Annotated in this window: 5 protein-coding genes; all 5 read right to left on the bottom strand. The window is 63.2% G+C overall.

Features of this window, described 5'->3' with window-relative positions:
- Positions 1-958, bottom strand: a 958-nt coding sequence (locus AC1DT3_RS09655) for an ABC transporter substrate-binding protein (protein WP_477465038.1), incomplete at its 3' end; no start/stop codon positions are given.
- A complete protein-coding gene (locus AC1DT3_RS09650; protein WP_477465037.1) occupies positions 958-2826 on the bottom strand; it encodes an ABC transporter ATP-binding protein in 1869 nt (622 codons plus the stop codon). The genes AC1DT3_RS09655 and AC1DT3_RS09650, both read right to left, overlap by 1 nt.
- A gap of 32 nt (positions 2827-2858) precedes the next feature.
- The gene (locus tag AC1DT3_RS09645; protein ID WP_477465036.1) at positions 2859-4793 is read right to left on the bottom strand and encodes a glycosyltransferase; all 1935 of its coding nucleotides are present in this window, start codon (positions 4791-4793) and stop codon (positions 2859-2861) included.
- Complete coding sequence (locus tag AC1DT3_RS09640; RefSeq protein WP_477465035.1) at positions 4781-5851, bottom strand: glycosyltransferase family 4 protein; 1071 nt, start codon at positions 5849-5851, stop codon at positions 4781-4783. Before AC1DT3_RS09640 ends, AC1DT3_RS09645 begins: the two co-directional genes overlap by 13 nt.
- Before the next feature lie 71 nt (positions 5852-5922).
- Positions 5923-6559, bottom strand: a 637-nt coding sequence (locus AC1DT3_RS09635) for a glycosyltransferase (protein ID WP_477465034.1), incomplete at its 5' end; no start/stop codon positions are given.

The raw sequence follows: 6559 nt of genomic DNA, 5'->3' as shown, positions 1-6559 counted from the left end.
AGCCGCGGAAGAGGAGATCGGTTTCGCCCGCATTGGCCTTCGCGGCGAACAAACTCCCTGCGGACACGTCCATGACGAGGCGGTCGAGATAGGGCAGTTGCTGACCCTTGATGTCGACGCGGTGGTAATAGGGATTGCGTTCGAAGATGAAGCGTGTCGCCGGCGCGGTGTTCGTCACCCGCCAGGGCTGCAAGGTCGGCAGATCCGGATTGGTCAGCTCCTTCATGTCGTCCATGCGGTTGTGAAGCGCCGCCCATGATTTGAGCTTCTGCTTCTTCGCCGCTTCTTCGAGCTTTGCTTTGTCCGCGTATTTCGCATGGAACCGCTTCAGATACGTCGAAGCGCGGAAGATGCCGGGATCTTGTGCGCCGGCGAGCTGCGGCAGAAAGCGGGGATTGGGTTGGTCCCAGCTGTAGCGGACGGTCCGGCTGTCGATCACTTCGAACCGCGGCGGTTTACCGTCGACGAGCATGAACTCGGGARTGCCCGCCGGCGAAAGTTCCTTGTTCTGGAGGATGTCCTCCCAGTAATAGCGGAAGTCTTCCGCCGTGAAGGGCGAGCCGTCCGACCAGCGGTGGCCCTCGCGCAAAACGAAGGTGAAGGTCCGTTCGTTCTCGACGTTCACGCTTTCGAGAAGATCGGGTTTGAGCGCGAGCTTTTGGTCGTAGCCGACAAGTCGCGTGTATGAATAGGTCGAGAGATAGCGGATGTCGCGCGCTCGTGCGACGAGGGTGACAGCGTCGCCGCCATACTGGCCCGTCTCGCCGGTGGCCGACGGTTCGACCACGAGCGGCGTGCGGGGAAGGCGCTGGCCGATCGGGGGAAGATCCTTCTTGCCGACCCGCTCCGCGAAGAAGGGCGGCTCACTGTAGGATTGCGCAAACGCCGGCAAGGCCGCGATCATCATGATCGCAGCAAGGCCGATACGGCATTGTCCGATGAAGCGATTTGAGGTCATCACGCAGCCTCCCGTCCGGAAATGGTTTTCACGCGGACCTTGTGACCGTTTTCGATTTCCTTCATCTCGCCGCGCTCGCCATCCAGAAGCCGGAATGGTTCGGGCCATTGCGAGGGTTGGGAAAAGCTTTCGGTGCGCAGCTTGTCGAAATCGAGCGGGTGAGCGAGCTCCGGACTCGGCACGGCCGCGAGCAGAGCCTGCGTGTAAGGGTGAATGGGATTGCGGAACAACAGCGCCTTCGGTGCCTCTTCCACGATATATCCGCGGCACATCACGGCGATGGTGTCGGCGATGTAATCGACGACCGCGAGGTTGTGGGACACGAACAGATATGAAAGCCCGAGTGCGCTTTGAAGGTCCTTCAGAAGATTCAAGATCTGCGCCTGGACCGACACGTCGAGGGCGGATACGGGCTCGTCGCAGATGAGCACGCGCGGCTCGAGCGCGAGAGCACGCGCAATGCCGAGGCGTTGCCTCTGTCCGCCCGAAAACGAATGCGGATAGCGCCGCAGCGAGCGTTGATCGAGACCGACCATTTCGAGCAGTTGCTTGGCCCGCGCATATTGCTCGTCGTGGCTGCCCACATCGTGGATGCGCAGCGGCTCGGTCAGGATCTCATAGACCGTCATGCGCGGGTTGAGCGACGAGAACGGATCCTGGAAGACGAATTGAACCGAACGACGATACGCGGTCAGCTCGTCGCCTTCCAACTCATGCACATTGCGCGGACCGTGCCCGTTGTCGAAGAGCACGTGGCCCTCGTCAGGATGCATCGCGCGCATGATGATCTTCGAGACGGTCGTCTTTCCACATCCGGACTCGCCGACGAGGCCGAGCGTCTTTCCGGCCGGAAGCGCGAGGTTGACGCCGTTGACCGCATGGATTGTGCGGGTATGTCCCGAAAACCACCCGGAGCGCAGCGTGAACGTCTTCGTGAGCCCTTCCGCCGTCAGGATGGCGCGGTCATGGGCGACATGCTTTTGGCCGTTCGTCGGCATCAGAGCGGACGACTTGATCTCGCGGATCGGCGTCAGGCGCTCGCCTTCCTTCATATCGAAGCGGGGCACCGCGCGCATGAGCGCCTGAAGGTAGGGATGCTGCGGATCACGGAAGATGTCTTCCTTCGATCCCGATTCCATGACGCGGCCGCGATACATCACGACAACGTCATCGGCGACGTTGGCGACCACGCCGAGATCGTGGGTGATCAGAAGGACTGACATGCCGGTCTCGGCCTGCAGCTCTTTTATGAGGTCGAGGATCTGGGCCTGGGTGGTGACGTCGAGCGCCGTCGTCGGCTCGTCGGCGATCAACAGCGCCGGCTTCGTGATCAACGCCATGGCGATCATGGCGCGCTGGCGCAGACCGCCGGAGAGTTCGAACGGATAGGTGCGCAATGCGCGGCGCGGGTCGGGGAAGCCGACACGGGCGAACACCTCCATCGCCTTTTCGTTCGCCTCCGCCTGAGACACCTTCGCATGGACGATGAGTGCCTCGGTAACCTGATCGCCGATGGTGTGCAGAGGCGAGAGGGAGGTCATCGGTTCCTGGAAGATCATCGCGATACGGCCGCCGCGCAGCGCGTGCATGGCGTTGCCTTCCRCATCGAGGCCGACGATGTCGAGGGGAGGCTGGTCGTCGGTCGGATCGTCGAACACGATCGATCCGCCGCTGATCTTCGCCGCTTTCGGGAGAATTTGAAGGATCGCTTGGGCCGTAACGGACTTGCCTGAGCCGGATTCGCCGACGAGGGCGACCGTCTTACCGCGCGGAATATCGAGCGAAAGGCCGTCGACAGCACGGAAATCACCCGATTCCACGTGAAAATCGACCTTCAACTGCCGAATTGAAAGAAGCGGTGCCTCCATTAAATCCCCCGACCGACCGGTGCTTTCACCAATCATAACGTGCCACTCCCCAATGGTGATCCGTTTTCACCGGAAAATGCCGTGCCCGCAAGCACAAACCTAACAGTGTTTCGCGACAGATAGTCCAAGAGGCGTTCGCAGAAGCTCCAGACGGCCTCGTCGTGGACGAGATGATGGGTAAGAAGGCCGATCGGCTCTCCCGCATCCGCGATTCCTGCCGTTCTGCGATCAATCGCATGAGTCAGTTCGGCAATCAGTGCGTCCGGGTTCAGAAGACTCCGGTTGCCGCGCCAATCGATCGGGTCGAGATGCGCGTTGACCTGCAAGAGGCCGGGTGCAGCCTCGACGCTCGCCCGATCTCTGTACGTCGAGATTCCGCGATAGCCGCTTTCGCTCAATACAGAGATAAGGTTGGGCGCGATCCTGTTCCAGGGCGGAACGAAGACCGGTAGCATTCTCGCGCCGAATCCCGCTTGGACCCGTTCGCGTGCCTCCCGGATGTCCCGGATCATGTCGGCGAGCGGACGATGCGCTCCGAACTCCGCCTTCTTCTCCGATTGCGGCGCATGGTTGCGGTGCTGGAAGCCGTGGACGAGCACGTGAGCGGCCGCCTCATCCGCAACGCGATCGACCAGAGACCGCTCGAAAATCCGCGGAACGACGGCGAGGGCGATGCCGGTGCTGTAACGTTCGGCGAGGACCAGAAGCCTATCGAGAGCCGGGGTGTGCTGCGTGGCGTCATCGTCGCGCCACCAGGCCGAAATGGGCTTGCCGTTGTCGCGAGCCCGCTTCAGGGCGTCGCCGATGCGTGACCAATCCTGCTGCTCGTGCAACGCCGGTCCTGTCGAACGCATCCGTTCGATCAGCGCGACGGTCTCTTGTGCGCCGGAGAGGTCGACCGAAAGGGGAGGCTCATGTCGCTCCAACGCCCGGCGGACGGCGTCGGCGAGCGTCTGCGGGGCCAAATTCGCCTCCAAGACGACGTGCGCGCGGCCGAGACCCTCAAGGCGTTCGGCACGAATACGCTGTTCGGTCTCGTGCCCTCCCTCAAAAGGCACCAGAACCGGGAAAGGGCCGCTTCGCAAAAGATCGACGACCGTGTTGTAGCCGGCCTGGCTGACCGACACTTCGGCCCTTGACAGCAGATTGCGAAAATCAGGTCGCGCGCGCTCGACGAGGGTGTGCTCAGGCGCAAGCGCACGGATGCTCTCGACATACGTGTCGTCGAGACCCTGGCCCATGAGAATGCGCCAAGGACGGGTGTCGTCGCTTTTCGATGAGGCGACGGCTGCGCGATAGAGCGGGAGACTGGCCGCGCTCGATCCACCCGATACGACGATCCCGCGACGTCCTGCCGATGAGGGAAGGGCGGCGACGTTGTCGTCCACGTAGCCGGTATAGCGAAGTAGCTTCTGAACCGACGCGTCGACCGGCCATGAGGTGTCGAGCGGGACGAGGTCCGGATCGCCGTGCACGAGCACGGTGTCGTAGAAGCGATCCAGGCGCGCRTGCGTTTCGGCGATCCGATCGGCACGCGTCGGCGTCGCGAGAATGTCGCGGATCGAGCATGCGATGAGCGGGCGGGGCCGCGCTGCATCGGCGACCTCGAGAAGCGCCGTGAACTCGTCGGCAAGAACGCGGCGGCCGAAGGGAAACAATTCGGTGAGGACGCAGTCGGGCCGCGCGCGATGAAAGGTTTCGAACAAGCGTGTTTTCCGTTCGGCAAGACGGCTCTCCGCGATAGGCTCGCCCCGCTCGTCGAGCAGCGTCTTGAAATCCGTTCCCTTCGTGCGCACCGGCGGCAATTGTACCAGCGTCACGCCGTCGAGCGCGATCAGCGCCGACGGCATGCCCCCCGAGACGAGAGTGGTCTGGTGCCCCTTGTCGGCGAAGGCGCGTGCGAGAGCGGCGGCTCTCGTTAAGTGCCCCGCGCCCAAAAGATGTGTGACGACGATCAGGATGCGCATGGGGACGTATCCTTCCGGGCGAGGACGGGTTCGAGACCCTCCCGAAGGCGCACGGCGGCGCGGGCGAGTCCGCGATCTCCAGCGACGAACCGATGGGCGTTCTCGCCGAGCATCGCGCGGCGGGAGGCGCCGTGCAGCAGGCCACCCACCGCGGCCGCGAAAGCCGCACTATCGGAGGGCCGAACGAGTAGACCCGTGCGGCCGTCCTCGACGACGCTCGCCACGCCGCCGAAGGCGCCAGCCACCACCGGACATCCGAGAAGCTGCGCTTCGAGAAAAACCATTCCATACGCTTCGTTCACAGCTGGCCAGACGAAGAGGTCGGCTTGTTCGTACATTGTGCGAAGCGCAGCCCGATCCTCGATAGCGCCATGAAAGACGATCCGCTCGCCCAGGGGGGCGAAGAGCGCTTCGATTGATGCGCGCGCTTCGCCGTCTCCGACGATATCGAGGCTCCAGGGCAAATCGCGCAAGGACGTGAGCGCGTCCGCGAGCAGACGATAGGATTCGCGTTTGTCGCCGTCTCGCATCATCGCTACGCACAGCAGTTTCGGAACCGCGTTTCGTCGCGCCGGTGGAGGCGAGAGCGGTGCCCATTCCGCTTCGTCCAGAAACGGAGGCAGCGAGACGAGCGATTGCCCGTCGCGCCTGGCGGCCGCCAATGCTTCGCGATCCTTGTCGGTCATGACGAAGAGGACGTCGGCGTAGTCGAGCGCCTCCTCAGCTCCGCGATGGCCCAGCGACCAGGGTCCGTCCGCCCGCTTGGCCGCGCGTGATCCCTCGGCGACGACATAGGGAATACCGAGCGAACGGGCGACCGCGGGACCGATCCAATCCGGCGCCTTGTAATAGACGTGATACGTAAACCAGAGTTGCGGTCGCTCCGGCGTCGGCAAGGCCCCAAACGACGCGATCAGTCGCGCGGCTTCGTCGTCCGAAGCGCGCTTGATTTCCTGCTGTTCCTCGGCGTCGCCCCTTCTCGCGAGCGTCCTCAATTCGCTCGCGAGAAGAGGCGAGAAGCCGCCAACCTCCAGGGCTTTCATGAGAAGGCGAGCCATGGTGCGATCGCCCGACGGGGAGGGGTGTCGAGGACCCTTCAACGGAGCATAAAAGGCGATCGGACGCGCGTTCACGCCGCGACCGTCGATGCCACGGGTTCGGTGAGAGATCGGAAACGCCGCTCCAATTCGTCGATCCCACCCTCCATCGAAAAATCTCGCCGCAACCGTTCGAATGCGGCTGCACCGAATGCCTCGCGCTGTGCCGGGTCGCGGCTGATGAGGTTGATGGCGTTCGAGAGTGCTTCCCAATCGCCCGGCATGACGAGGCTCGCTTCCTTTCCGTTTCGCACGAATTCCGGAATGCCGGCGAAGTCCGTTGCGACGATCGCGAGTCGTTGGCTGGCGGCCTCCATCAGAACATTGGGCAATCCGTCCTGGTCGCCGGACGAAGCACTCTTCGAGGGTAAAACGAAAAGGTCCGCCTCGCGCAGCAGAGCGACGACATCGGGCTGCGCTTTCGATCCTAGAAAAGCGACCTTGTCCGCGATGCCTGTTTTTTGTGCGAGGGTCTTGAGCTCCGGCAATAGTTCACCGCCGCCCACATGGACGAACCGCCAATGGAGATCGGGCGGCAAGGCGGCGATCGCACGGATCAGATCGCGATACCCTTTTTTGGCGACGGCCCTGCCTACGCTGACGATCCTGATCGGGTCGGCCCCATCGCTGCCGTCGCGCGCCGAACGCGTTTCGGGCGGAGCAGGGAAC

Source organism: Microvirga sp. P4_G7 (assembly GCF_056401005.1).
Note: the sequence above shows the minus strand (reverse complement) of the source record. Positions and strands in the feature narration are given on the sequence as shown.

Bases quoted from the DNA above. Each gene is read 5' to 3' on its own strand.
- AC1DT3_RS09640 (WP_477465035.1), bottom strand. From the start codon at position 5,851: ATGGCTCGCCTTCTCATGAAAGCCCTGGAGGTTGGCGGCTTCTCGCCT.